Raw genomic sequence first — 23,920 nt, forward strand, 5'->3', positions numbered from 1 at the left:
ACGCTCGGCGGAACTCCAGCGAGCCGAGCTCGTTGGCGTACAGATCCATCTGACTGCCTCCTTCCCGCTCGGACCAGGCGGCCCGAGGTGGTAGCGCGGCTGGCGGCCAAGCCCGCCAATCGCACGTCTTGGGGGTCTACGCAGCTTGCCTATGGACATCGATCTGTGTGGGTTGCACGTCGCTCAACCGGACCAGCAGTTCGCGGGCTATCGCGTGCGGAAGGCTGTAGTCATCGAACGTCAGGACGACGTTTCGTTCGGATGGGGTGATCGGTGCCAGGTAGGGCTGGAACACGTCCGCGCGTACCCCGTACAGAGAGCAGCGACCCACGGTGAAGACTTCGGCGTTGCGCCGCAGGTGCGGGCAGAAGGTGATCGCCGCGGGAATGCACGCCCGGCATGTCGGCGGCGCGTTGGTGTAGCCGTCGCCATAGTCGCCGTCGCCGGTGGACGACAGAAGCCACCAGATCCGGCCCGTGTCCCGATCGACCGCCGAACGCCCGCACACCTGGCACAGCCGCTTCTCCATGCACCGCCACTGCCGACGGGTGTTGACCGACTTGAAGTCCGGCCGCCCCGTGCGCTTCTGGTTCTGCCGAAGACGAAGCACACCGTGGCTGTAGTCACCCTTACTCGGCAAGGCGTCGTACCCCAACCGCAGCCCAGCCCAACTCTGCATCCACATCAGGCGGTGATGTCGCTCAACCTCCCCCGTGAACCCGATGACGAAGGGCACGCGAAAGCCAGTGGCCGCGGTCATGCCGCACCCGACCCGGAGGGGCGGCAGACCCCGTCGGCATCGATGACCCATCCGATGGTCGGACGCTTCTCCAAGATCCCGCACGCCTCAGCCAGAGCGATGTACCCGTCCATCCCCAAACCGGACTCACTGCGCGTCTCCACCACGCCACGCTTGAGCATCTGGGCGCGATACTCCTCACGCGACCAAATCGGCCTCGGCGCCGAGGCAGGTGTCGGGCCTGTCGCGTCCCGATCCTCAGGTGCGAGTTCACCGACGAACCACGCGCGCCCGCCAAGGGACGGTGTCTCTGCGGAGTGCATACATCGACGGTAGGAGCGGGCGATTCAGGGCCTCAATGAACTTGCACGAACTTGCACGGTCAGCCTCGAGCTGCGAGTGCTGCCGCGACCAAGGCACGTGCCCTTTTGCCGTACACGGCACCGGCCGCCAGTTCGGTGAAGCCCTTGATGTAGAGCGCGATCTCACGTGGTTGCGTGACAGTCACTCCGGCCGACAGCAGTTCTATGAATACTCGCTTGTCGTCGTAGATGGAAAAGTTCTCCATTGTCCATAGCTTGCGTGGGACGCTGGCAGGAATGATCCCGAGAGAGACCGACGGAAGGGACATGCCCTCCAAAAGCTGGCCAAGTTGTCCGGCCATCACGTCGTCATCAGCGATCCGATCGTGAAGGACGGACTCTTCCAGGATGATGGCGAACCGGTGGTCGCCTTCGTAGAGCAGGCGGCTTCGGGCTGCCCGTGCCGTGACCGCTTCCTCGATGTCGCGCAGAGCGTCGTGGAACTCGGCGAAGGCCGTCAGAACGGCCCGCATGTATCCGGGCGTCTGAAGGGGCCAGGGCATGAACTGCGAGCAGTAGAAGCGGAACAGGCGGGTTTCCTCGTACAGGGATACTCGCGTCTCTTGCAGGCGCTTCATGCCGCTGCGTTGCAGTCGCCTCCATTCGATATACATGCTGTCGGCGTCACGACTCGCGGCAATCAGATCGGTGGTTTCTCCCTCAGCGCCGCAGATCCGACACCAGGCGCGTATGTCGTTGTCGGACGGCAGAGTGCGGCCGTTGATGAGTCGAGAGCATTTGGATTCGTCCCAACCGGCCGCCTGGGCCAAAGCCCTGGCGGTGATGCCGGAGTCACGCAAGATCTCCCGAAGCCGCCTCCCGATGGCTAGGCGGGCCTGGTATGCACTGGAAGATGGTGATGTTGACATATGCGGAGATCAGGTAGGCCGGTACGCCGCGTGGTCGATGCCGCGCTCCCAAACAGCCTCGAACGCTGTCGCACAAAGCTTCACCACCGCAGGATCCTCGGAGAATTCGTAGCCGGTGGCCTCTCCGTCCCCGGAGTGGAGGCCGAAGCGCACAAGTTCCCCGTCGAACAGCCAGAAGTCATTGCCGGGTAGCGCTAGATCAGATGCTCTTTGGCGGGGCAGCCAGTGAACCAGTTCCCCGCCGGCGAGGTTGGCGTAGGGCGTAGCGGAGTGCTCATAGCGGATGTAGTCGCCAACGGGCTCGGAAACGATCCGAGCGCGCCGCACCACGACTCCTCGACCCACCGTTGCCCTGATCAGGTTGACCCAGGGAGCGTCGAAATCGGTCCGGTCGAACGACCTGCCTTCGCGCCAGGCGCGGAACCCGGGACTCGAATAGCCGTAGCCATCACGCATCTCTAGATGAATGGCTGAGCGCGTGCAGCGCGCCAGCAACTCATCCAACGTCGGGCTCGCGTTCACCGCACGCCTCCAGGAGGTATCCACGCATGTGTGCAGGAAGCCTAACGATCATTTCGTTAGGTGCCAGCGGGCTCCGTGCGACTACTTGGGCCAGCTCGGCTTGGTCCGTGACCACGACTCCCTGGACCACGAAACTTCCGTCTCTGTCATCGACCCAGACCGAGGGGCAGCCGCCGTGCTCACTTGTGCCGTCGATGCCGATGAACCTTAGCGCCATGGTCGCCCCCAGTGTTCGGACGTGCGCGGACTTGCACGTAAGCCTGAACGGCGGGTGCGGGACAGTCAAGCGGTAGCCGCCAGATCACGTCATCACGTGCCGGCACAACGTCAGCGCCGGTGCTGACACACCCACGATCAACCGGAACAACAAGAAGCCCCAGACTCCCGGCATATGCCGGGCTCCTGGGGCTTTGACTCCTGTCTAACCAGGTCAAACCTGGCGCGCCACGGAGCGTGGTGGACGATACTGGGATTGAACCAGTGACCTCTTCCGTGTCAGGGAAGCGCTCTCCCGCTGAGCTAATCGTCCGTGGAGCGGAAGACGGGATTCGAACCCGCGACCCTCACCTTGGCAAGGTGATGCTCTACCACTGAGCCACTTCCGCGCTGTCGCCGCCGATGGCGACGAAGAGAACTGTAGCGAATCCCGGCCGATGCCCCAAACCGAAGCCGCCCGTAAGGAGCTAACATCACATACGCCAGTTACCTAAAGCGGGAGACAACATGGGCGACAACGGAGTCGTGAACGTCGGGCCGGAGCCGTTGACCTTCGACGACGTGATTCGGGTGGCGCGGCACGGCGCCGCCGTACGGTTGAGCGACGACGCGATGGCCGCCGTCGCCGCCGCCCGCCAGCGGATCGACGAGCTCGCCGAGAGTCCAGTCCCGGCGTACGGCGTTTCCACCGGATTCGGCGCGCTGGCCACCCGGCACATCGATCCGGCGCTGCGCGCCCAGCTCCAGCGGTCGCTGGTGCGCTCGCACGCGGCGGGCTCGGGGCCGGAGGTCGAGACCGAGGTGGTGCGCGCGCTGATGCTGCTGCGCCTGCACACGCTGGCCACGGGGCACACCGGGGTGCGGCCGACGACCGCCAAGACGCTCGCGGCGGTGCTCAACGCGCACATCACGCCGGTGATCCACGAGTACGGCAGCCTCGGCTGCTCAGGCGACCTGGCCCCGCTGGCGCACGTCGCGCTGACGCTGATGGGCGAGGGCGTCGTCCGGGACGCGGACGGGAACCTCGTCGACGGCGGCGAGGCGCTCAAGCGGGCCGGGATCGAGCCGGTCGAGCTGGCCGCCAAGGAGGGCCTGGCCCTCATCAACGGCACCGACGGCATGCTCGGCATGCTGATCATGGCCATCGACGACCTCACCAGGCTGCTCAGGACCGCCGACGTGAGCGCCGCGATGAGCGTCGAGGCGCTGCTCGGCACCGACGCGGTGTTCGCCCCCGAGTTGCAGGCCCTGCGCCCGCAGCCCGGCCAGGCCCTCGCCGCCGCCAACATGGTGCGCGTGCTGAAGGACTCGGGCATCATGGCCAGCCACCGCGACCCGAACGCCTGCACCCGCGTCCAGGACGCCTACTCCCTGCGCTGCGCCCCCCAGGTCGCCGGAGCGGCCCGCGACACTGTGGCGCACGCGAGCAACGTGGCCCGCTGGGAGCTGGCCAGCGCCGTCGACAACCCGGCCGTGCTCGCCGACGGGCGGGTGGAGTCCAACGGCAACTTCCACGGCGCCCCCGTGGCGTACGCGCTGGACTTCCTGGCCATCGTCACCGCCGACGTGGCCTCGATGTCGGAGCGGCGTACCGACCGGTTCCTGGACGTGGCGCGCAACCACGGCCTGCCCGCCTTCCTCGCCGACGACCCCGGGGTGGACTCCGGGCACATGATCGCGCAGTACACCCAGGCGGCGATCGTCTCCGAGCTCAAGCGCCTGGCCGTACCCGCCAGCGTCGACTCGATCCCGAGTTCGGCGATGCAGGAGGACCACGTGTCCATGGGCTGGTCGGCCGCGCGCAAGCTGCGCCGCTCCGTGGACGGGCTGACCCGGGTGCTGGCGATCGAGGTGCTGACCGCCGCCCGCGCGATCGACCTGCGCGCCCCGCTGGAGCCCGCCCCGGCCACCGGCGCGGTCGTCCGCGCCCTGCGCGAGAGCGTCCCCGGCCCCGGCCCCGACCGCTTCCTGGCCCCCGAGATCGAGACCGTGGTCCGCATGGTGGCCGACGGCTCGGTCCTGTCCGCCGCGGAGTCCGCGACCGGCCCGCTGTCCTGAGCCGGCACCGGGGTCCGGTACGGCAGGCGCCCCCCGGACCCCGGCCCCTCAGGACCGGAGGCTGACGATCAGGTCGACCTCCAGCAGCAGGCCCGGCATGAAGAGCCGGGACACCTCCACGGTCGTGCTCGCGGGCGGCGTGCCCGTGATGTGGCGGCGGCGGACCGCGCCGTACGCCTCCCGCTGCGACATATCCGTCATGTAGCTCCTGATGAACGCGATGTCGGCGAAGGTCGCCCCCTGATCGGCCAGGATCTTCCCGATGTTGGCGAACACGTACTCGGCCTGCGCCGTCATGTCGCCCTCGCCCACCAGCTTCCCGTCGTCGTCGAAGGCTGCCTGCCCGGAGACGTACAGGGTGTCCCCGGCCCGCACCGCGTGCGAGTACATCCCATTGGTGGCGGGCACGGTCGGCGGGTTGACCGGCGTCACCCGGGGCCGGGCGGCGGCCGTGACGTGCTCGGCGATCGCGGTGAGGTCGCGGTCGCCCAGCCCGCCGCGTTCCGCGTCGTCCAGGCGGGCGCGGGCGGCGGCGGCGAGGGTGGCGTCCGGCCAGGCGGCCAGGCGGAGGTCCTTGGCGGCCAGGCCGAGCGCGTAGCGGGTCTCCTGGGCGGGGGTGCGCAGCCGTTCGGCCAGCGCGCCCAGCGGGGTCCCGGCCAGCACCTCCGCCAGGGCGGCGCGGTCCACGCCGTGCGCGGCGCCGTACGCGAAGGTCTCGGCGAGCAGGACCTGCGCCGGCACCAGCGCGTTCATCACGGCCAGCTTCAGCGCCGCGCCCGCGCCCAGCGGCCCGGCCTCCCGTACCGTGCCGAAGACCGACAGCACCTCGCGGCAGCGGGAGAGGTCGCCTCCGGCCAGGATCGTCAGGGTGCCCTCCGCGGCGGGCCCGACGCTGCCCAGCACGGGCGCGTCCACCAGTTCGACCTCCGCGGGCAGTGTCCGGCGCAACGCCGCCACCGCCTCGGGCCCGATCGTGGACATCTCCACCACCGTCGCCCCGGGGCGCAACCCCGGCAGCGCGGCGGTGAGCACCTCCATCACCGCCGCGGGGTCGCGCAGCATCGTGATGACGAGCTCCGCGTCCCGTACCGCCTCGGCCGGGGTCGTCGAAGTACCGCGCCGCCACACCGTCACGTCGTGCCCGGCCCGCACGAGCCGCCGGGCCATGGGGACGCCCATGCGTCCCTGTCCAAGAAATGCGATCACGTCCTGAGTCAAACCGATCTCAAGCCATTCCACCAACGACTAGACGGCATAGCAGCCATGCGTCCAGCGCATAGGCTCGGGCGCATGGAGACCAGCGATCTGCGGCTGTTCGACGAGGTGGCCAGGGAGGGTTCCTTCACCGCCGCCGCCGAGCTGCTCGGCTACACCCAGTCCTCCGTCTCGCGGCGGATCGCGGCGCTCGAACGCGCCGCCGGAGGCCCGCTCTTCGAGCGCCTCGCCCGAGGGGTACGGCTCACACCCGCCGGAGTGGCCCTGCACCGGCACGCCGCCGCCGTCCTGGAGCGCCTCGGCCGGGCAGGGGAGGAACTGGCCGCCATCCACGGCGGCAGCGGCGGCACCCTGCGCGTGGGCGCCTTCGCCACCGCCAACGTCTCCCTGGTGCCGCAGGCGATGAAGGAGTTCGCCCGGCTGCGGCCCGGCGTCGAGCTGCGCCTGGTCGAGGGGCTGACCGGACGGCTGATGGAACGGCTGCAGGCGGGCGCCATCGACGTCGCGGTGATCAGCGACTACCCCTCGGGGCTGCCCGCCGCCGCCGAGACCGTGCTGCTGCGCGAGGACCGGCTGTTCGTCGCCCTGCCGTCGGGCCACCGGCTGGCCGCCCGCGACAGCGTCGACCTGCGCGACCTGGCGGAGGAGAGCTGGATCGAGGCCGCGCCGCGCGGGCAGCCCACGCTGCTCGCCGCCGCCTGCGCCAGGGCCGGGTTCACGCCGCGCGGCGGGCTCAGGGTGGCCGAGTGGGCGGGGAAGTTCGGGTTCGTCGCGGCCGGGCTCGGGGTGACGCTGGTGCCCGAGCTGGCGGCCGGGGCCGTACCGGCTGACCTGGTGCTTCGTCCGCTCAGCGACCTGGCGCCGAGTAGGAAGGTCTACGCGGCGCTGCCCGAGGTACCGCTGCCGGCCGCGCTGACGTTCGTCGGACTCCTGGGACAATAGGGATGTGCATGATGGTTTCGCTCACGTAGGGGGGCTTCTGGCGACAGGGCTCCGCGATCTCACAACCGACCTGGCCGTGCTCGACGGCACCGGCTGGTGGGCGGTCGTGGTCGACTACGAGGGTAAGGTGACCTGCGCCCGCTTCGCCGACGTACGGCCCGCGCCGCTGCCCCCGCCCGCGCGCCCCTGGACCGGCCCCCGCCCGGACGAGTGGCGCACCTCGCTCGACCAGGCCGCCTACGAGTCGGGCGTCCGGCGCATCCGCGACTACATCGAGCAGGGCGAGGTCTACCAGGCCAACCTGTGCCGCGTCATGTCCGCGCCGCTGAGCCCGGACGCCGACCCGCTGGCGCTGGCCGGGCTGCTGGCGCGGGGCAATCCCGCCCCCTACTCGGCCGTGGTGAGCGTGCCGGGGCTGAGCGTGGTGTCCGCCTCGCCCGAGCTGTACCTGTCGCGGGCCGGTGACGTGGTCGAATCGCAGCCGATCAAGGGCACCGCGGTGACCGCGGACGACCTGCTGGAGAAGGACTACGCCGAGAACGTCATGATCGTCGACCTGGTCCGCAACGACCTCGGCCGGGTCGCCGAGGTCGGCTCCGTGACCGTTCCCGCGCTGTGCCGGGTCGAGGAGCACCCCGGGCTGGTCCACCTCGTCTCCACTGTCAGGGCCCGGCTCGGACCGGGAGTCGGCTGGCCGGAGCTCTTCGCGGCGACCTTTCCTCCCGGTTCTGTGACCGGTGCCCCGAAATCTTCAGCATTGCGGATCATCAATGAACTCGAACCCGAGCCGCGCGGGCCGTACTGTGGGGCCGTGGGCTGGGTCGACGCCGACCGGCGCACCGCGGCGCTGGCCGTGGGCATCCGCACGTTCTGGACCTCCCATCGGGAGATCCACTTCGGCACCGGAGCGGGCATCACCTGGGGCAGCGACCCCGGACGCGAATGGCGCGAGACGGAGCTGAAGGCGTCCCGGCTCATCACTTTGGCATCTTCAGGAGGCACTTGATGAACGTTCCCGTGTGGGTCAACGGGGAGCTGTACGACCCGGCGCAGGCCAGCGTCTCGGTGTTCGACCACGGGCTGATGGTCGGCGACGGCGTGTTCGAGACCGTGAAGGTCGTGGCGGGCCACTCCTTCGCCCTCACCCGCCACCTCGACCGGCTCAAGCTGTCCGCGCAGCGGATGGACCTGCCCGAACCCGACGTCGAGGCGATCGCCGACGGCGTGCGCCGCTGCCTGGCCGAGGCGCCCGGCTGGCCGCTCGGGCGCATCCGGATCACCTACACCAGCGGCCCGGGCCCGCTCGGCTCCGACCGCGGCGACCAGGGCACCACCAGCGTGGTGATCGTCGGCGAGCAGAAGCCGTTCCCGCTCACCGCCGACGTCACCGTGGTCCCGTGGCCGCGCAACGAGCGCGGCGCGCTGTCCGGCGTCAAGAGCACCTCCTACGGCGACAACGCCAAGGCCCTGGCGTACGCCAAGGCGCGCGGCGGCGGCGAGGCGATCTTCGGCAACCTCGCGGGCGACCTGTGCGAGGGCACCGGGTCCAACATCTTCATCGTCCGCGACGGCCGGCTGCTGACCCCGACCCTGGCCTCCGGCTGCCTGGCCGGGGTGACCCGGGCCCTGGTGCTGGAGTGGTGCGGCGGCGACGAGGCCGACGTGCCGCTGCGGGCGCTGTACGAGGCGGAGGAGGCCTTCCTCACCTCCACCACCCGCGACGTCCAGCCGATCAGGCTCGTCGACGGCCAGGTGCTGCCCGCCGCCCCCGGCCCGATCACCGCCAAGGCCATGGAGGTCTTCGCCGAACGCGCCGCGCTGGACGCCGACCCGCGCTGACCCCCGGGCATGCCCGCCGACGGCGAGCGGGCCGCGGTCAGGCTCATGCGCAGGGGGATCGGCTGATCCCCGGCTCATGAACCGACCGCGGCCCGCTCTTCGGCGCCACGGGGTCAGGACGCGCTGTGCGCCGCGATGGTCTTGTCGATCCAGGTGCGGTAGTGGGTGACGTCGGTCCAGATGCCGACTCCTGGCTTGCCGTCGGGGCCGGTGGAGCAGCCCGCGCTGCCGTCCTCGCGCGGCTCCATGTCGTCGCCGTCGCGGGAGGTGACGCCGATCAGCTCCCAGCGGCCGTTCACACTGCGGAGCTGAGGTCCGCCGGAGTCGCCGTTGCACGCACTGGCCGCGCGGCCGGAGCGTTCGCCGGAGCACACCTCGGCGCCTCCGACGAGGCCGACACACCGGTTGTCGGGCACGCGTACGGTGTCGAGTTCCCGCAGGGGCCCCGCGTCGTTCGTGCAGGCGGGGTTCCGGTCGTCCTCGCAGGCCAGGCCCCAGCCGATGATCCGGCTCGGCTCGCCTACCGGGCCGGGACCATCCGCGATGCGGATGGGCTCCAGATCTACCTTCCGGTCCAGCTGGACCAGGGTGATGTCGCCCACGAGGTCGCTGTTTCGGTCACCCCACGCGGGATGGGTGACGACACGCTTGACGCCGGCGAGGACTCCCCCCTTGGCGCGATCGGGGGAGCCGACCCGTACCTTGGTCTTGCCGGGCTTCATGAGGTCTTCGCAGTGGGCGGCGGTGACCGCCCAGTCCTGGGCGATGAGGGCGCCCCCGCAGTGGTCCCCGGGGTCTTTCCCAAACTGGAAGGAGACCATGAACGGGTACGACTCCGTGGCTACTCTTCCGCCGATGATGGCCGGGTGGCCTGGGCTCGCGGAGGCTGCCCGGGGAAAGGCGGCCGCGGTGGTCAGGGCCAGCCCGATGGCCATGAGGATGACGAGCACCGCTGATCGTCTGCCTGTTTTGAACACATCACTTCCATCGGTTCAGAGGTGCGGCTGCGGGAGACACCTTCGACTACGTTTCCTCGGCGGGGGGCTAACAACGCACCGGCCCGCACCGTGAACTCCTGAAGCCGAGCCCGCAGGGAAGGGGGGCACAAGGCTGGTCAGAAGCTCGCTCTTCGACTCGCCAGCCCACACTACCTGCGGTTTTGGGTGCCATCGACGCCACCGAGCCCGTCTCGAATTCAGTCACCGATTGTGGAGGAATGAATACCTGGCGTGCTTGAGGTGGCGTCCTCGCCTGCCTATGTTGGCTCCAGAGGTGCCCTCACCGATCGGCGCCCAGCAGAGGAAAGAGTCACCATGTGGGACAGCGTGCGGTCCTTCTGGCACCCCTTCAACGAGCCGCTCGAGTCGCGCGAGCACAACATGTACCTCGACATCAAGGGCTTGGTGAGCACCGGCGTCGGCAACCTGATCGACGCGACCGCGACGCCGCTCACGCCTCCGACGCCGGACGAGCGGGCCAGGTCCCTGGCGATGGCCGGCGAGCTGAACTGGCTGAACCCCGACGGGAACACGGCGAGCCCCGACGAGGTGGCCGCGGAGTGGGACATGGTGAAGAGCCGGATGGACCTGGCGCCCCGAGGTGGGGGAACCTTCCGGAGCATCACGACCCTGAAGATCTCCGATGACGAGATCGACCGCTTCGTCTCGCTGAAGCTCCTCCAGTTCGAGGCCCACCTCAAGAGCCGTCCGGAGTTCGCGGACTTCGACTCCTGGCCCGCCGACGCCCAGCTGGGCCTGCTCAGCATGGCGTGGGGCATGGGGCCGGCGTTCCGATTCCCGAAGTTCCAGGCGTTCGTGGCGGCGGGCGACTTCGACGGCGCCGCCGGCGAGTGCCGCTTCAACCCGGAGATCGGCACCATCGTCACCCGCAACGACCTCGACCAGCAGTGCTTCGCCAACGCGGCCCGGGTGGTCGGCGAAGGACTCGACCCGTCGGTGCTGCTGATCGCGGGAGGCGGCTGAGTCGTCCCCCGGTGGTGGAAGCAGGCCGGGGGACGGAGCGCTAGTAGATCTTCTGGGTCTGGACGTTGAAGTCGGGCATCTTGACCTGCTTGGCGGGGTTCGTCAGCGGGTCGTCGATCTCGATCACGTCCAGGCCCTCCAGGATGTCGCTGGAGTAGATGTAGCCGTTGTAGTAGTACGCCGACCAGGACCCGGCGATCGGGGATCCGGCGGTCGACGGGCCGCGCTCGAAGAAGCCGATCTCCTTGGGCGCGTCGGAGTCGGTGAAGTCCCAGATCGACACGCCGCCCTGGTACCACGCCTGGACCATGATGTCCTTGCCCTTGACCGGGATCAGCGAGCCGTTGTGGGCCACGCAGTTCTCGGCCGGCGTCTGCTCGCGCGGGATCTTGAAGTACGCGCGCCGCTCCAGCCTGTTGTTCACGATGTCGTAGATCGCGTTGGCGCCCTTGGTCGCCGGCGTCTTGCTGTCGCACGTCGGCATGCTGCCGCCGCCCAGCTCGTCGCCGAACACGACCTTGGTGGCGTCGTTGTTGAACGTCGCCGAATGCCAGATCTGGAAGTTCTCGGTGTCCCTGATCTGCTGCAGGACCTTCGGCTCCAGCGGGTCGGAGATGTCCAGCAGGACGCCGTCGCCGAAGCAGGCCGCCGCGGCCAGGTTCTTCTCCGGGAACGCGGTGATGTCGTGGCAGCCGGCCGCGAAGTCACCCGACGCCTGCCCCTGGGGGAAGATGTCGGGCGAGGCCACGACCTTGGCGCTCTTCGGGTCCTTCACCGGCACCTCGACGACCTGGATCATCTCGTGCGGCGGGGCGCAGCTCGCCGAGTCGGGCTCGGGACCGGGCGAGGAGACGTAGACGTACAGCGTGTCCGGGTTCTTGCCCGGCACCATCGTGTGGGTGTGCGAGCCGCAGCTGGTGCGCACCGAGGAGATGTACTTCGGGTTCTTCTTGTCGCTGACGTCGAAGATCCGCAGGCCCTCCCACGCGCTGGAGTCCTGGCCGCCCGCGGGCTTGGACTGGCAGGTCTCGTCCGAGCGCGCCTCGTCGATCGACAGGATCACCAGGTCGCCGTAGATCGAGATGTCGTTCTGCTGCGACTCGCAGGCGACCTGGCTCACCACCTGGGGCTTGGCCGGGTCGCTGATGTCGTAGATCGAGAAACCGCCGAAGTTGCCCACATAGGCGTAGTCGCCCTGGAAGGCCAGGTCGGAGTTCCAGGCCATGTCCCCGTTGAGCGGCGCGGTGCGCGGCGCGGTGGTCACCAGCTTGACGTTGTCACTGGTGCTGACATCACCCTGTGGCTGGGCGGGCGCGGCCTCCGACGTCTGCGGCGGCGGGGGCTCGGCCGCTCGCTGGGGTTCGCGCGGTGTCGCACCGCAGGCCGACACCAGCAGCAGTGCCGCCACGGCGACCGCCCCACCCAGCTTCACAGAGATCACATGCGCCCCCATAGAGTTCGTAGCTCAGTATGGAAGCTATGTCAGGACCGTTTGGAGTGCGTGGGGTTATTGTCACAGTTCTGCTGACATTTGCGCTTATCTCCTGTGCAGCCGCCCCCACCTCCCCGGCGGCGGTGGGCACGGGCGCGCCGGTGATCGTCCCCGACGGCCCAGGCGCTCCCGGCCGTACGGCGAAGCCCGGCGAGCGGCTTCCGGGCCGCGCCGTCGACCCCGTGGCGGCGGACGTGCGGTTCGCCGAGGGGATGATCCCGCATCACCGGCAGGCGCTGGAGATGACCGCGATGGTGGAGGCGCGCACCACCTCGGCGGAGATCAGGACGGTGGCGGGCAACATCGCGCTGACGCAGCAGCCGGAGATCAAGGCGATGTCCGACTGGCTGACCGGGCTGGGGCGTGCCGTACCCGGGGGGCACTCGGCGCACGCCCCGGGAGCCTACGGGATGGCCTCGCTGGAGGAGCTGAACCGGCTGCGGGCGGCCCGAGGCGAGGCGTTCGATCGGCTGTTCCTGGAGTTGATGATCAGACATCACCAGGGCGCCATGAAGATGGCCGGGGAGCAGCTCGGGGCAGGGCGGGACCTGCGGATGCGGCTCATGGCCAAGGACGTGTACACCGGGCAGGGGATCGAGGTGGCAAGGATGCGGCGGCTGCTGGGGTAGCCGCGTATCGGGGGTTGGGGATGTCTCAGGAAGGCCAGAGCATGTTGGTCAGCTCGGAGTCCAAGTCCATGAAGTCGGTCTCACGCCCTGCCGGCACCAGTTCGTAGGTGCGGTGCAGGAACTCCGTGAGAGGAGCGAGCGGGACTTCGAAGAGCGCCTGTCCGAACGGTGACGTCAGGCTGATGTGAAGGGTGCGCTCGCCGTCGGCGCGTGCGGGCCAGACCTGCACGTCACCGTCGCCGACACGCCTCACGATGCCAACAGTCAGCAGTTCACGGGCGAAGATCCACTCGACCGGTTCGTCGTTCCCCACGTGGAAAGCCATACGGATGGCGTACGGGTCGTCGGCTGTGTAGTTGAGCCCGGCGAGCAGGGGGACGGTGGTACGGTCGGGGACCACAAGCCGAAGGCCAAGCTCGGCAGAGACGGTGGTGCTGTTCATCGTCAGCCAAACCTTTTCGTCGTACGGTCCCCTCTTCGGGGCTTTCACTGCTCAGACGGACCTCGTCCGCAGCTATGACGCGGAACGAAGAAACCTGTAGGAAAGATTCCGCCTCCGGGCCCTTCTGTAACGCACATCACAGCTGGACATTCGGGCATCTACCTGGCTAAACATCATCTTTCGGGTCAAGTTTGCGAGGGTTTTGCGAGTTGCTGGCCCCCTCCCGGCGCGCCCAGGGCCACCTCGCGGGTGTATGAGCTCTCCGGAACACGACGATGGTATGCCAACGAGCTACCACGCTGGCGGGCAACCTCCACCTTTGCCTCGTATCGTCCTCCCCGTCGTGCCACTTCGCCAGTGCTCCCGGAGTGCGGTATGGTTTTCCCCGTCAGGCACCGCAAGGCAGCCGGGCAGGGCGGGCGATTAGCTCAGCGGGAGAGCGCTTCGTTCACACCGAAGAGGTCACTGGTTCGATCCCAGTATCGCCCACCAGCAGGTCGGAGGCCGTTTCCCACTCGGGAGACGGCCTCTCGCCATGTCCGGGGACGTCCGATTTTGGGAGCGAAGTGGGAATGGATCTCTAAACCCGCTCCCACGGGCCCTCCGCCCACCGATCGCCCGATCCCCACCGGACTCCGGCACCTTCGGCCGCCGAATCCCGGGGAGGGCGGAGGACTCGGCAACCTGGACATGACTTGCCGTGCTGGGCGACGAAGCCCATGGGAGCCCCTGGCGGGAGTCTGGGCGGCAAAGCTATGCCTAGGAAATCGCGCCCGGCTCCGCAGCGATGCGGACGCCCGCCGACGGCGGCTCATGCCGCCCGCTTAGATCCGGTCCACGCGCTCGCCGACGTGAAAGCTAAGCGGGTGGATCGTGGAGCGGGTGCGCCGAATGGAATGAGCCGCCCCCCACCAAGGGGTGTGTCACGAGGGCAGCCAGGAAGGCCACCACGGCAGGACGCATCCGGGTGGCGTTCCCTCGGTGGCGATGTCATGGAGGATCAGCGCCACCGGCCCGGCGGCTGACCCGGCGATGGCCAGAGCGAACAGGATGGGCTCCAGCCATCCGCGAGCCCTTACCCAGGGCAGCCGGGCCAGCAGCAAGAAGACCAGAGAAAACACCGCCGACAGCACCGAGACGATCGGGAAGAGGACGATCCTGCTCGACATCCATAACAAGCCTGCGAACTTTTCCCCCATACTCAGGTCGCCGACGCAATAGACCTTGATGTGTGCCACCAGGCGGATATCGAGAAGGGTGCCGAATATCGCGAATGCGATGGCGATATCCACCGGAAAAGCGAATGCGAACGCCCATCGCGCATCGCCGGCCCGCGTCGTTCTCCGTTCAGGCATGACGCAAGCAAAGCAGGCGCACATGGCCGCACCGCGCAGCCCTTGTAAGAACTCGGTGCAGATCCTCCGCGATCCCCCCGATATTGGGGTATGGCGTGGCTCAGCCGGCCGAGCGCCAAGCAGCCGGGGAGCGCCTCCATGCCTGTGCCGGCTCCAGACCTTATCTTCGGCTCCACTCGTCACTACCGCCTACCTGATCGCTCCTCGGCCGGGGAAGACGCCTCCCACGGCGGTGACGGAGCGACACCCCGCCACCCGGCTCGCGCGCTTAGCCGCGACGATCTCTTGACCCCAATTCAAGAGCCTGTATACCCTCGCAGCCACAGAGCCGAGCGCTCCGGCGACGGTAAGCAAGGGCACCGTGCGAGTCCCGCCCCGCCGAACCCTGAGCGCTTCGAGTAAGGACTGATCGATGAACGACATCTCGACGCCGGCCGGCCCGTGCCCGGCCGTATCACCTGCGCGAAAGCACACCCTCCATCGAGTGCGCGGTGCCGCGCTCGGGGCGAGGCAGGCTGGTGCGCTCACCGGCGCCTGCCGCCTCCACGGCATCGACGCCGAGGCGATCAGCTCGGGGAGCGAGCGGTGAGGGCCGTCCGCTTCCGGGGTGCCGGTGGCCCGGAGACCCTGCTCGTCGAGGAGTTCCCGGACCCCGTTCCCTCCGCTGGCCAGGTCCTGATCGATGTCGCGGGGGCGGGCCTGAACCGGGCCGACTCCGTGCAGCGCCAGGGGCGGTACAACCTGCCACCCGACGCCACGGACATCTTCGGGATGGAGGTGTCCGGGACCGTCGCCGCCGTCGGGCCGGGCGTCACGGAGTACGCCGTCGGTGATCCGGTCATGGCACTGCTGACGTCCGGCGGTTACGCCACGAAGGTCGCGGTGGATGTCCGGCATGTGCTCGCCGTCCCGCGAGGCTTCGAACTGCTCCCGGCCGCCGGAGTTCCGGAGGTGGCCGCGACGCTGGTCGCCAACATCTGTATGGCCGGACGGTTCCGCTCCGGCGAGACCGTGCTGATCCACGGAGCCACCGGGGGCATCGGGGCCGTCGGAATCCAGCTGGTGAAGGCGCTCGGCGGCCGGGTGGCCGTCACCGCGTCGACGGCGGCGAAGCTCGCGGCGGCCCGTGAGCTGGGCGCCGACATCCTCATCGACTACACGCGGGACGATTTCGCTGAGCGGATGGCGGAGGCCGGCGGCGCGGACCTCATCCTGGACACCGTCGGCGGGCCGTACCTGGAGCGGAATCTGCGGGCGCTGGCCTTGTTCGGGCGGATCGTGACCATCGGGTTGCAGGGGGGCCGTGAAGGCGAGTTGAACTTCGCGTTGCTCATGAAGAAGAAGGCGTCGGTCACCGGCACGCTGCTGCGGGACAGGACCGCCGAACAGAAGGCGGAGATCATGCGCGAGACGGCGCGGCTGGTGATCCCGTTGCTGGAGTCGGGGGCGATCCGGTTGCCCGTCGATCGCGTCTTCCCGCTGTCCGATGTCGCCTCCGCGCACCGGTACTTCGACAGCAAGTCACACGTCGGCAAGGTGCTGCTGGACTGCCGGCAGTAGCGCCGCACCGAAGTCGCCGTACCCCAAGGGTTCCCGGCGCACTGCTCGATGGTGCGCCGGACCGCGATTCGGCTCGGCGCGACGCGGTGCGGGCAGGTTCAGCGGCCGGCGGAGGCGCCGGCCTCGGGGCTCCGGCCTGATCGGCCGCGCCGGTCCGGACCTCTCCGGTTCTCGAAAGGACATCCATGCCCATCGACGACACGACGCGCGCCGTGCAGAGCACGTCGCGCTCCACCGAAGTCCGCAAAGTGGTGCTCTCCAGCTACCTCGGCAGCCTTCTCGAATATTACGACTTCCTGCTGTACGGGACCGCCTCCGCCCTCGTGTTCGGCCCGGTGTTCTTCTCCGGGATGTCCAGTGCCGCCGGGACCGTGGCGGCGTTCGGCACCTTCGCCGCGGGATATCTCGCCCGGCCGCTGGGCGGTGTGCTCTTCGGCCACCTCGGCGACCGGGTCGGCCGCAAGTCGATGCTGGTGCTGTCCCTGGTGTTGATGGGAACCGCCTCGATCCTGATCGGCCTGGTGCCCTCGTCGACGTCGATCGGCTCCTGGGCCCCGGTGCTGCTGGTGTTCTTACGGGTGGTGCAGGGAATCGCGCTCGGCGGAGAATGGGGCGGCGCCGTGCTCATGTCGCTGGAGCATGCCGAAGGCAAGTCGAGAGGATTCATCGGGGCGTTCACCTATATCGGCGCACCGAGCGGGGCTCTGCTCGGCACCCTCGCCATGGCCGTGGTGTCGCAGTTGCCGGAAGCCGACTTCCTGCAATGGGGGTGGCGAATCCCGTTCCTGCTGTCCGCCGTCATGCTCGCGATCGGTCTGTACGTCCGGTCCTCGGTGAGCGAGAGCCCGGTGTTTCTCGCGGCCGCCGAACGGGCCGCCGCGGAGGCGAAGGAGGGCAGGCGTAGTGCCCCGCCCGTGCTCGAGGTCCTCGGTCGCTGGCGAGTCGTGCTGTCGGTGGGCCTGGCCGGATTCGCGGGCTTCGCCGTACAGACGATGTTCGCGACGTTCGCCATCACCTATGCCGTCGGCAACGGCGGCGACAGGTCCACCATCCTCGCAGCCCATTCGCTGAGTTATGTCTTCGCGATCGTCTTCGGGCTGGTTTTCGCGCGCCTGTCCGATTCGGTGGGGCGGCGTCCGGTGATGATCGGTGGGCTCGTCGGCATCATGGTGCTGACCTTCCCCTTGTTCGCGCTGCTTGAGCGGGGGACGTTCATGTCCGCCCTGGTCGCCTTCAGCCTGTTCGTCATCTGCACGGCGGCCAACCACGGCACGCTGCCGGCGTACATCACCGAACGGTTCGGCACGCGCACCCGCTACACCGGATCGTCGCTCGGATACCAGCTGGCGACTCTGCTCGGTGGCGGCCTCACCCCGCTGGTCCTGGCCTCGCTCTTCGCCTCGTCCGGCGGCTCGATCATTCCGATCGGGGTGTTCGTGATCGGCTTGTGCCTGGTCAGCGTGGTCGCCATCGCCCTGTCGGGAGAGAGCAAGGACAACGACCTGGTCACCGTGTAGTACGCCGGTGGTCAGGGGTGACGCGTGACCGGGTGGCCGTCGAGTACGGATTCCAGGAGGAAGCGCATCATGTCGTGGCCGCGCCGGGTGAGGGGCGCGCCGACGTTGAAGCCCTCGAAGAGGGTGATCGCGGTGTCGGCGACGAGGTCCCGGTCAAGGCCGGGGCGGTCGCTCTCGTCCACCAGCTCGTGCACGAGCCGCCGGATCCAGTCGAGGAAGCGGTCGTGGGCGGCGGCCACCTCGGGGGAGTGCAGCAGGCGTTCGTGCATCGCTATGTGCAACGGACGGAACACCCGCATATCCGCCAGTCCGCGCACCAGGTGGGTCATCGCGTCGGCATCGGAATGCTCCTCCTCCAGCGCCTTGATCTCCCTGGCCAGCATCCGGTCCATGACGGCGGCGAAGATGTGGTCCTTGGAGGGGAAGTACCAGTAGACGTTGGCCCGGGCGACACCGGCGGCCGAGCTGATGTCGGCCATCGTGGCGCCGTCATAACCGCGGCTCAGGAACAGCTCGGTCGCTGCCGCCAGCAACTCGCCGGTCCGCTCCTCGCGCGGCACGGTTTGGCGGTTCTTCGGCACCTCGGCTCCCATCGCCGGTCACGCGTACCCGTCGGCTCCGCCGCGAGTCTATCGCGCCAGAACGCCGATCAAGCCACCCCATTCTCTTGACCTAGATTCAAGAGAATGCCTAATCTGAGAGCAACGCATGCTGTTCAAAACCCGCACCCGCGCCATCGCGAGCGGGAAAAGCGAATTGATAAACCGAGACGCGATGAACACCTTTCCGTCAGGGCTCGGTCGCTCATCCAAGGAGTTCCTATGAAGACGGACGTACTCGTGGTCGGCGGCGGCCCCGTCGGCCTGGGCGCGGCCATCGCGCTCGGCCGGGCCGGGGTGCGGACCGTGCTCGTCGAACGCCGGACGTCGACCGCCTACCACCCTCGTGGACATGTGGTCAACGCCCGTACCCTTGAGATCTTCCGCCAGTGGGAGATCGCCGAGGAGGTCCGGCGGGCCGGGCTGCCCCACGAGCGCAACCGCGGCAGCGCGTTCGTCACGCGCATGTCGAAGCCCGCCATCGGGACCATCGTGCTGCACGGCGACTCCCCGGAACGCGACGCCGTCGTCGAGGGGTACAGCCCGTACCCGAAGATCTCCTGCCCGCAGGATGTGCTGGAGCCGATCCTCAAGCGCAACGCCGAGGCGACCGCGGGCGTGGACGTCCGGTTCGGGGTACGGGTCACCGACCTGCACGACACCGGGGACGGTGTCCAGGTCACCGTCGCCGACGGGGACGGCGACGAGGAACCGATCCACGCGCGTTACGTCGTCGCGGCTGACGGCGCCCGCAGCTTCGTCCGCGAACAACTGGGCATCGAGATGACCGGCGTGGGCCGGATGGGCAACCAGATGGGCGTCTACTTCCACGCCGATCTGTGGAAGTACGTCGAGGACCGGCCGTACCTGCTGTGGTGGGTGTACAACGCGGACACCACGGGCGTGCTCACCGCGCTCGACGGGCGCTACCGGTGGACCTACAACTTCGCCTACGACCCGGCCGTCGATCCCCCCGGCGATTTCACCCCGCAGCGCTGCACCGACCTGATCCGCGCCGCCGTCGGCGACCCCTCACTGGAGATCGACATCCGCAGCGCGAACCCCTGGTACATGCAGGCGCGGATCGCCGACACGATGCGCCGGGGCAACGTGTTCCTGGCGGGCGATGCCGCCCACCCGCTCCCGCCGACCGGTGGGCAGGGCATGAACACCGGCATGGCCGACGTGCACAACCTCGCCTGGAAACTCGCCCTGGTGCTGCGCGGCGAGGCCGGCGAGAGCCTGCTCGAGTCCTACGACGAGGAACGCCTGCCCACGGCCCTGTTCAACATCGAGCAGAGCGTCACCAACGCCCGGTCGATGGCCGACTCCGGCCTGGGCGGAGTCCTGAAGAACGACGAGGAACTGAGCGGCACCATCGAGTCGAGGGACGAGGCCGGCCTCGCGGACATCCGCGCGGCGATCGCCCGGCAGCGGGACCATTTCGAGTACCACGGGCAGGTGTTCGGCGTCACCTACCGATCGAGCGTGATCATCCCGGACGGCGCGCCGACCCCGCCGATGACGATCGGCACCTACCAGCCGAGCGCGCACCCGGGAGCGCGGGCACCCCACCTGTGGCTCGACGCGGCCCGCACCCGATCCGTGCTCGACCTGTTCACCTGCGCCACCTTCACCCTGCTGACCACCGCCACCGCCCGCGACTTCTGGACCGAGACGGTACGGCACCTGCACGGCCGGCCGGTACGGCCCCGGATCGTCGCGCTCGGCGAGGGCGGCGACCACCCGGAGGCCGACCCCCGGTTCACCACGCTGTACGGCATCGGCCCCGGCGGCGCGGTCCTGGTCCGCCCCGACGGCCATGTGGCCTGGCGATCCGCGACCGCCGACCCGGCCGATCTCGGCGCCGCGCTGGCCGCCCTCGGCTGACGGCCCCCGATGTCACCACGAACAGAAAGGCCAGAACAGTGAGCACCTCCTCCGCCTCCGCCCAGCGAACACTGACCGAGCACACCGTTCCCATTCCTCCGATTCGCCTGGCCCACGTCGTGTTCCGGACGAATCAGCTCACTCGCATGACCGAGTGGTACTCGACCGTGCTCGCGGCGCGCACCGTGTTCGCCAACGAGAACCTCGCCTTCCTGACGTACGACGAGGAGCATCACCGGATCGCGCTGATCGGCAGCGAGGAGTACGCGCCCCGCCCAGGAGAGGTGACGGTGGGGTTCTATCACGCGGCGTTCACCTTCGATGACCTGGGCGCGCTGCTGTCCACCTATCGGCGGCTGCACCTGGAGGGCATCGATCCCTTCCGGACGATCCATCACGGGCCGACCGTGTCCATGTACTACCGCGACCCCGACGGCAACGACATCGAGTTCCAGGTCGACGTGTTCCCGGACGCCGACCAGGCCACCGACTGGATGGCCGGCGAGGTGTTCACCCGGAACCCGGTCGGCACCCTGTTCGACCCGGAGGAACTGGTGGCCCGGTATCTCGACGGCACGCCCCTGCACGAGCTCGTCCGGCGCAGCGACGACCCGCCCGCGACCGGCTGAGCGCCGGCCCGGCCGACCGGCGGCGCGCAGCCGCCGGCCGGCCCGCGTGCGCCGAGACGGGGGATTCGTGTACCAGCCAGCGGAACGGTCGCATGGATGTCCAGGCGGACTGCCGCAGATTGGGAGCCCCCACACGAAGAAGGACACCGATGACGAAGAATCTCCCCCTGCCCGGCGGGCACCAGTGAGGAACACCACCAAGGTAGCCGTGATCGGCTCAGGCAACATCGGCACCGACCTGATGATCAAAGTGCTGCGGCTCTCCGGCACCCTGCGCATGGGGGCGATGGCCGGGATCGATCCGGGCTCCGACGGCCTCGCGCGGGCGCGCCGCCTCAAGGTGCCCACCACGCACGACGGGGTCGACGGGTTGATCGCGATGGACGGCTTCGACGACATCGACATCGACATCGTCTTCGACGCCACCTCCGCCAAGGCGCATCTCGCCAACGCCGCCAAGCTCGCCCCCTACGGCAAGAAGCTGATCGACCTCACCCCCGCGGCGATCGGCCCGTTCGTCGTGCCGCCGGTCAACCTGGACGCGCATCTCGACGCCGGCGCCGACAACGTCAACATGGTCACCTGCGGCGGCCAGGCCACCATCCCGATCGTCCACGCGATCTCCAGGGTCACGCCCGTCGCCTACGCCGAGATCGTCGCCTCCATCGCCTCCAGGTCGGCCGGGCCCGGCACCCGCGCCAACATCGACGAGTTCACCGAGACGACCGCGGCGGCCATCGAAGCCGTCGGCGGCGCCGCCCGCGGCAAGGCCATCATCGTCCTCAACCCCGCGGATCCCCCGATGATCATGCGCGACACCGTGTTCTGCCTGATCGGCGACGCCGACCACGACGCCGTCAGGGCCTCCGTTGCCGTCATGGTCGCCGAGGTGGCCGAGTACGTCCCCGGCTACCGGCTGAAGCAGGAGGTGCAGTTCACGCCCATCCCGAAGGATGAGCCCGTGCACACGCTGCTGCCCCGCGGCGCCGACCCGGTGACCACCAAGGTGTCGGTGTTCCTGGAGGTCGAGGGCGCCGCCCACTACCTTCCGGCCTACGCCGGGAACCTCGACATCATGACCTCGGCCGCCGTGCGGGTCGCCGAGCGCATCGCCCGCGACGTACGAGAGAAGGCGGCCACGTGACCGCGAGTCTGTACATCCAGGACGTCACCCTGCGCGACGGCATGCACGCCGTACGGCACCGCATCAGCCCCGCCAACGTGGCGCGGATCGTCGCGGCGCTGGACGCCGCCGGGGTGGACGCGATCGAGGTGGCCCACGGCGACGGCCTGGCCGGGGGCTCGGTGAACTACGGTCCCGGCAGCAACACCGACTGGGAGTGGATCGAGGCCGCGGCCGGGAGCATCGAGCGGGCCACGCTCACCACCCTCCTGCTGCCCGGCATCGGCACCATCGCCGAGTTGCAGCGCGCCCACGCGCTCGGGGTGCGGTCCATCAGGATCGCCACCCACTGCACGGAGGCGGACGTCTCGGCCCAGCACATCGCCAAGGCCCGCGACCTCGGCATGGACGTCTCCGGGTTCCTCATGATGAGCCACATGGCGCCCGCACGACTGCTCGCCGAGCAGGCCAAGCTCATGGAGTCGTACGGCGCGCACTGCGTGTACGCCACCGACTCCGGTGGCCGGCTCACCATGGACGGAGTCCGCGAACGCGTCCGGGCCTACCGCGACGTGCTGCGGCCGGAGACCCAGATCGGCATCCACGCCCACCAGAACCTCTCCCTCGCCGTGGCGAACTCCGTCGTCGCCGTCGAGGAGGGCGTCACCCGGGTGGACGCGTCGCTGGCCGGGCACGGCGCGGGCGCGGGCAACTGCCCGATCGAGCCGTTCGTCGCCGTGGCCACCCTCAACGAGTGGAAGCACGGCTGCGACCTGTTCGCGCTGCAGGACGCCGCCGACGACCTCGTCCGGCCGCTGCAGGACCGGCCCGTCCAGGTCGACCGCGAGACCCTCACCCTCGGCTACGCCGGGGTGTACTCCAGCTTCCTCCGGCACGCCGAGACCGCCTCGCGGCTGTACGACATCGATGTCCGGGCCATCCTGCTGGAGGTCGGCAGGCGCGGCCTCGTGGGCGGCCAGGAAGACATGATCGTCGACATTGCCCTCGATCTCGCCCGGCACAGGTCCGGCGCCCGCGCCGCCCGGCCGGTGTGACGCACGACCGTCCCACCCCCCGGAACAGTCCACCGAACCTAAGATCGTTCATGGCTACGTTGCCACTATGTATGGGACTTCTGTGGCGACTCGTCCGCGTTTGATGCTTTTCGCGTTGTGTTTCGCCGGAGTCTGTGCCGGAGCCGTGCAGTCGGTGGTGGTGCCGGTGCTGCCGGACATCGCCGAGCAGCTGGAGGTCTCCGTGGCCACGGCGAGCTGGGCGGTCACCGCGGGCCTGGTCTCCGCCGCGGTGATCGTCCCGGTGTTCGGCCGGCTGGCCGATCTGCGGGGTGGCCGCTCCGTGCTGCTGTGCTGCCTGGCGCTGCTCACCGCCGGCGGCGTGGTGTCCGCGCTGGCCCCGTCCCTGCCGCTGCTCCTGCTCGGGCGGGTTCTCCAGGGCACGGCGGGGGTGGTGTTCCCGCTGACCATCACCGTGCTCCGCCGTGAGGTCGCCGGGGATCGCCTCACCTCCGCCATGGCGCTGGTGTCGGCGATGCTCGGGGTGGGCGGAGGTCTCGGACCGGTCGTCGCCGGGCTGCTGAACCGGATCCACCCGGTTCGCCGAGCGGTCGATCACCCAGGAGGTGCCGATCGATCTCATCGTGCGCGAGCACTCAGCCCTCCAGGTGGCGGTACGACCCCAGGACTGTGTCGGGCCGTACGTGCTCCTCGCGTCCGCCGAGTCGGTGACCACCACTGGAACCGTGATCGACGTCAGCACCGTCGGCATTCCACCCCGGCGCTTGTAGCCGGGGCGGGCCGTGCTCGGTGTCGGGGGGGGGCCGGCGTCCCGGGGGGGCGGCTGCGACCCCCCCCCCGCCAATACACACAAATATCACCGGGGTGCTCCTTACACGCGCCCACGACCGCGCCGAAGGCCGAAGG

General features: G+C 69.2%; 22 protein-coding genes and 3 tRNA genes. 14 read left to right on the forward strand and 11 right to left on the reverse strand.

Translation table 11 applies throughout. The features are described 5' to 3' along the window. Positions 1 to 136: 136 nt before the first annotated feature. The 5 genes from ABZ911_RS40630 to ABZ911_RS40650 form a co-directional block, all read right to left on the reverse strand. The gene (locus ABZ911_RS40630; RefSeq protein ID WP_358069174.1) at positions 137 to 760 is read right to left on the reverse strand and encodes a hypothetical protein; all 624 of its coding nucleotides are present in this window, start codon (positions 758 to 760) and stop codon (positions 137 to 139) included. A gap of 361 nt (positions 761 to 1,121) precedes the next feature. Then, positions 1,122 to 1,970, reverse strand: coding sequence for a helix-turn-helix transcriptional regulator (locus ABZ911_RS40635; protein WP_358069177.1), 849 nt, complete (start codon positions 1,968 to 1,970; stop codon positions 1,122 to 1,124). 9 nt (positions 1,971 to 1,979) lie between these two features. Beyond that, complete coding sequence (locus ABZ911_RS40640; RefSeq protein WP_358069180.1) at positions 1,980 to 2,492, reverse strand: DUF6879 family protein; 513 nt, start codon at positions 2,490 to 2,492, stop codon at positions 1,980 to 1,982. Between the two features lie 454 nt (positions 2,493 to 2,946). Next, positions 2,947 to 3,021, reverse strand: a tRNA-Val gene (locus tag ABZ911_RS40645). A gap of 1 nt (position 3,022) precedes the next feature. Beyond that, a tRNA-Gly gene (locus tag ABZ911_RS40650) sits at positions 3,023 to 3,097 on the reverse strand. 118 nt (positions 3,098 to 3,215) lie between these two features. Between ABZ911_RS40650 and hutH the strand changes: the two genes are divergently transcribed. Continuing rightward, positions 3,216 to 4,766 (forward strand): histidine ammonia-lyase, encoded by a 1,551-nt coding sequence (gene hutH / locus ABZ911_RS40655; RefSeq protein ID WP_358069183.1) that lies wholly within the window; start codon positions 3,216 to 3,218, stop codon positions 4,764 to 4,766. A 48-nt stretch (positions 4,767 to 4,814) separates the two neighbouring features. Here hutH and ABZ911_RS40660 read toward each other — a convergent pair whose 3' ends face one another. Further along, complete coding sequence (locus ABZ911_RS40660; protein ID WP_358069186.1) at positions 4,815 to 5,972, reverse strand: NAD(P)-binding domain-containing protein; 1,158 nt, start codon at positions 5,970 to 5,972, stop codon at positions 4,815 to 4,817. Positions 5,973 to 6,056: 84 nt separating this feature from the next. Between ABZ911_RS40660 and ABZ911_RS40665 the strand changes: the two genes are divergently transcribed. Genes ABZ911_RS40665 through ABZ911_RS40675 form a run of 3 tightly spaced genes read left to right on the forward strand, consistent with a single transcriptional unit; the run spans position 6,057 to position 8,762 of the window. Then, on the forward strand, positions 6,057 to 6,923 hold the full coding sequence (locus tag ABZ911_RS40665) for a LysR family transcriptional regulator (RefSeq protein ID WP_358069189.1): 867 nt from the start codon (positions 6,057 to 6,059) through the stop codon (positions 6,921 to 6,923). 4 nt (positions 6,924 to 6,927) lie between these two features. Then, positions 6,928 to 7,929 carry a chorismate-binding protein gene (locus ABZ911_RS40670; RefSeq protein ID WP_358069192.1) on the forward strand — a complete coding sequence of 334 codons (1,002 nt, stop codon included), beginning with the start codon at positions 6,928 to 6,930 and terminating at the stop codon, positions 7,927 to 7,929. Next, the gene (locus tag ABZ911_RS40675) at positions 7,929 to 8,762 is read left to right on the forward strand and encodes an aminotransferase class IV (RefSeq protein ID WP_358069195.1); all 834 of its coding nucleotides are present in this window, start codon (positions 7,929 to 7,931) and stop codon (positions 8,760 to 8,762) included. The genes ABZ911_RS40670 and ABZ911_RS40675 overlap by 1 nt, the downstream gene beginning before the upstream one ends. Before the next feature lie 113 nt (positions 8,763 to 8,875). Here the strand turns inward: ABZ911_RS40675 and ABZ911_RS40680 are convergent, their stop codons facing one another. Continuing rightward, positions 8,876 to 9,712 carry a serine protease gene (locus tag ABZ911_RS40680; RefSeq protein WP_358069198.1) on the reverse strand — a complete coding sequence of 279 codons (837 nt, stop codon included), beginning with the start codon at positions 9,710 to 9,712 and terminating at the stop codon, positions 8,876 to 8,878. 363 nt (positions 9,713 to 10,075) lie between these two features. Between ABZ911_RS40680 and ABZ911_RS40685 the strand changes: the two genes are divergently transcribed. Beyond that, positions 10,076 to 10,744 (forward strand): hypothetical protein, encoded by a 669-nt coding sequence (locus ABZ911_RS40685; protein WP_358069201.1) that lies wholly within the window; start codon positions 10,076 to 10,078, stop codon positions 10,742 to 10,744. Between the two features lie 40 nt (positions 10,745 to 10,784). On the opposite strand, the gene ABZ911_RS40690 is transcribed toward ABZ911_RS40685, so the two are convergent. Beyond that, complete coding sequence (locus ABZ911_RS40690; RefSeq protein ID WP_358069204.1) at positions 10,785 to 12,185, reverse strand: hypothetical protein; 1,401 nt, start codon at positions 12,183 to 12,185, stop codon at positions 10,785 to 10,787. Between the two features lie 152 nt (positions 12,186 to 12,337). Here ABZ911_RS40690 and ABZ911_RS40695 point away from each other — a divergent pair, with 152 nt between their 5' ends. Then, positions 12,338 to 12,865 carry a DUF305 domain-containing protein gene (locus ABZ911_RS40695; RefSeq protein ID WP_358069206.1) on the forward strand — a complete coding sequence of 176 codons (528 nt, stop codon included), beginning with the start codon at positions 12,338 to 12,340 and terminating at the stop codon, positions 12,863 to 12,865. A gap of 25 nt (positions 12,866 to 12,890) precedes the next feature. Here ABZ911_RS40695 and ABZ911_RS40700 read toward each other — a convergent pair whose 3' ends face one another. Further along, positions 12,891 to 13,307, reverse strand: coding sequence for an SsgA family sporulation/cell division regulator (locus tag ABZ911_RS40700; RefSeq protein ID WP_358069209.1), 417 nt, complete (start codon positions 13,305 to 13,307; stop codon positions 12,891 to 12,893). 417 nt (positions 13,308 to 13,724) lie between these two features. Between ABZ911_RS40700 and ABZ911_RS40705 the strand changes: the two genes are divergently transcribed. Further along, positions 13,725 to 13,799, forward strand: a tRNA-Val gene (locus ABZ911_RS40705). 431 nt (positions 13,800 to 14,230) lie between these two features. Here the strand turns inward: ABZ911_RS40705 and ABZ911_RS40710 are convergent. Beyond that, positions 14,231 to 14,599, reverse strand: coding sequence for a hypothetical protein (locus ABZ911_RS40710; protein WP_358069212.1), 369 nt, complete (start codon positions 14,597 to 14,599; stop codon positions 14,231 to 14,233). A 648-nt stretch (positions 14,600 to 15,247) separates the two neighbouring features. Between ABZ911_RS40710 and ABZ911_RS40715 the strand changes: the two genes are divergently transcribed. Both ABZ911_RS40715 and ABZ911_RS40720 read left to right on the forward strand, forming a co-directional pair. Continuing rightward, entirely contained in the window at positions 15,248 to 16,222 is a 975-nt protein-coding gene (locus ABZ911_RS40715; protein ID WP_358069215.1) for an NAD(P)H-quinone oxidoreductase, read from the forward strand. A 185-nt stretch (positions 16,223 to 16,407) separates the two neighbouring features. Beyond that, positions 16,408 to 17,739, forward strand: coding sequence for an MFS transporter (locus ABZ911_RS40720; protein ID WP_358069218.1), 1,332 nt, complete (start codon positions 16,408 to 16,410; stop codon positions 17,737 to 17,739). Between the two features lie 11 nt (positions 17,740 to 17,750). Here ABZ911_RS40720 and ABZ911_RS40725 read toward each other — a convergent pair whose 3' ends face one another. Next, positions 17,751 to 18,320: a TetR/AcrR family transcriptional regulator gene (locus tag ABZ911_RS40725; protein WP_358069221.1), complete on the reverse strand. Its 570-nt coding sequence runs from the start codon at positions 18,318 to 18,320 to the stop codon at positions 17,751 to 17,753. 240 nt (positions 18,321 to 18,560) lie between these two features. Between ABZ911_RS40725 and ABZ911_RS40730 the strand changes: the two genes are divergently transcribed. The 5 genes from ABZ911_RS40730 to ABZ911_RS40750 all read left to right on the forward strand — a co-directional run. Next, the gene (locus tag ABZ911_RS40730) at positions 18,561 to 20,228 is read left to right on the forward strand and encodes an FAD-dependent monooxygenase (protein WP_358069224.1); all 1,668 of its coding nucleotides are present in this window, start codon (positions 18,561 to 18,563) and stop codon (positions 20,226 to 20,228) included. A 38-nt stretch (positions 20,229 to 20,266) separates the two neighbouring features. Further along, a complete protein-coding gene (locus ABZ911_RS40735) occupies positions 20,267 to 20,857 on the forward strand; it encodes a VOC family protein (RefSeq protein WP_358069227.1) in 591 nt (196 codons plus the stop codon). A 184-nt stretch (positions 20,858 to 21,041) separates the two neighbouring features. Continuing rightward, positions 21,042 to 22,001: an acetaldehyde dehydrogenase (acetylating) gene (locus tag ABZ911_RS40740; RefSeq protein WP_358069230.1), complete on the forward strand. Its 960-nt coding sequence runs from the start codon at positions 21,042 to 21,044 to the stop codon at positions 21,999 to 22,001. After that, entirely contained in the window at positions 21,998 to 23,035 is a 1,038-nt protein-coding gene (dmpG, locus tag ABZ911_RS40745; protein ID WP_358069233.1) for a 4-hydroxy-2-oxovalerate aldolase, read from the forward strand. The genes ABZ911_RS40740 and dmpG overlap by 4 nt, the downstream gene beginning before the upstream one ends. A gap of 145 nt (positions 23,036 to 23,180) precedes the next feature. Then, positions 23,181 to 23,920 (forward strand): MFS transporter (locus tag ABZ911_RS40750; protein WP_358069236.1); only part of this gene is annotated, 740 nt, incomplete at its 3' end.

Origin of the sequence: Nonomuraea sp. NPDC046570 (genome assembly GCF_040645915.1) — a bacterium.
Lineage (GTDB): Bacteria > Actinomycetota > Actinomycetes > Streptosporangiales > Streptosporangiaceae > Nonomuraea.

What these genes read in the sequence shown, in the direction of transcription:
- ABZ911_RS40685 (WP_358069201.1), top strand. Translation starts at nt 10,076, where the DNA reads ATGTGGGACAGCGTGCGGTCCTTCTGGCACCCCTTCAACGAGCCGCTC.
- ABZ911_RS40635 (WP_358069177.1), bottom strand. Translation starts at nt 1,970, where the DNA reads ATGTCAACATCACCATCTTCCAGTGCATACCAGGCCCGCCTAGCCATC.
- ABZ911_RS40730 (WP_358069224.1), top strand. Translation starts at nt 18,561, where the DNA reads ATGAAGACGGACGTACTCGTGGTCGGCGGCGGCCCCGTCGGCCTGGGC.
- ABZ911_RS40675 (WP_358069195.1), top strand. Translation starts at nt 7,929, where the DNA reads ATGAACGTTCCCGTGTGGGTCAACGGGGAGCTGTACGACCCGGCGCAG.
- ABZ911_RS40665 (WP_358069189.1), top strand. Translation starts at nt 6,057, where the DNA reads ATGGAGACCAGCGATCTGCGGCTGTTCGACGAGGTGGCCAGGGAGGGT.
- ABZ911_RS40720 (WP_358069218.1), top strand. Translation starts at nt 16,408, where the DNA reads ATGCCCATCGACGACACGACGCGCGCCGTGCAGAGCACGTCGCGCTCC.
- hutH (WP_358069183.1), top strand. Translation starts at nt 3,216, where the DNA reads ATGGGCGACAACGGAGTCGTGAACGTCGGGCCGGAGCCGTTGACCTTC.
- ABZ911_RS40700 (WP_358069209.1), bottom strand. Translation starts at nt 13,307, where the DNA reads ATGAACAGCACCACCGTCTCTGCCGAGCTTGGCCTTCGGCTTGTGGTC.
- ABZ911_RS40630 (WP_358069174.1), bottom strand. Translation starts at nt 760, where the DNA reads ATGACCGCGGCCACTGGCTTTCGCGTGCCCTTCGTCATCGGGTTCACG.